General features: G+C 75.5%; 1 pseudogene. It reads left to right on the top strand.

What is annotated here, in order from left to right:
* Nucleotides 1-129 precede the first annotated feature (129 nt).
* Nucleotides 130-555: pseudogene (locus tag AB8Z36_RS41780) on the top strand (hypothetical protein); the annotation flags it as partial.

Raw genomic sequence — 555 nt, 5'->3', positions numbered from 1 at the left:
ACGCGGGGGCCCGTGCGGCGGGCCGGTGGGCCACGCCCGGCGTGACGGCTCAACGTAACGGTCGTTAGGGGAAACGACGGGGGAAAGACGGGGGATCGACAAGCGCGAACACGCTTGGGGGTACACGCGATGGGTCAGCAGTGCAGGGGCACGGGCACGGCGGTCGCCGCGGTCGCGGCGGCGGGCCTGATGGCCCTCGCCACCGGGTGTGCGGGCGGCGGTGCGGCCGCCGACAGCGGCGCGGCCGGGGACGCCGAGGGTGCGCGGCAGGCGGTGCGGCGGGCCGCGGCCGTCCTGGTCGGGGCGGGGAGCGCGAAGGCGAACACCTCCATGGAGATGGCCAGCGGCGGGACGCGCGTGACCATCAGGGGCGAGGGGCGGTACGACTTCGCGCGCCAGCGCGGGGAGTTCGAGGTGGTGCTGCCGCAGGATTCGGCGGCGGGGCGCAGGCACCGGCCCATCACCGAGCTGTTCGCCCCGGGTGCGCTGTACATGAAGAACCGCGGGGCCGGGGTGCCGGCCGACAAGTGGGTGCGGATCGAGACACGTTCGCTC

The sequence above is a fragment of the Streptomyces flavofungini genome (assembly GCF_041028215.1).
GTDB classification, from domain to species: domain Bacteria; phylum Actinomycetota; class Actinomycetes; order Streptomycetales; family Streptomycetaceae; genus Streptomyces; species Streptomyces flavofungini_B.
This window is presented reverse-complemented; position numbering and strand designations above follow the sequence as displayed.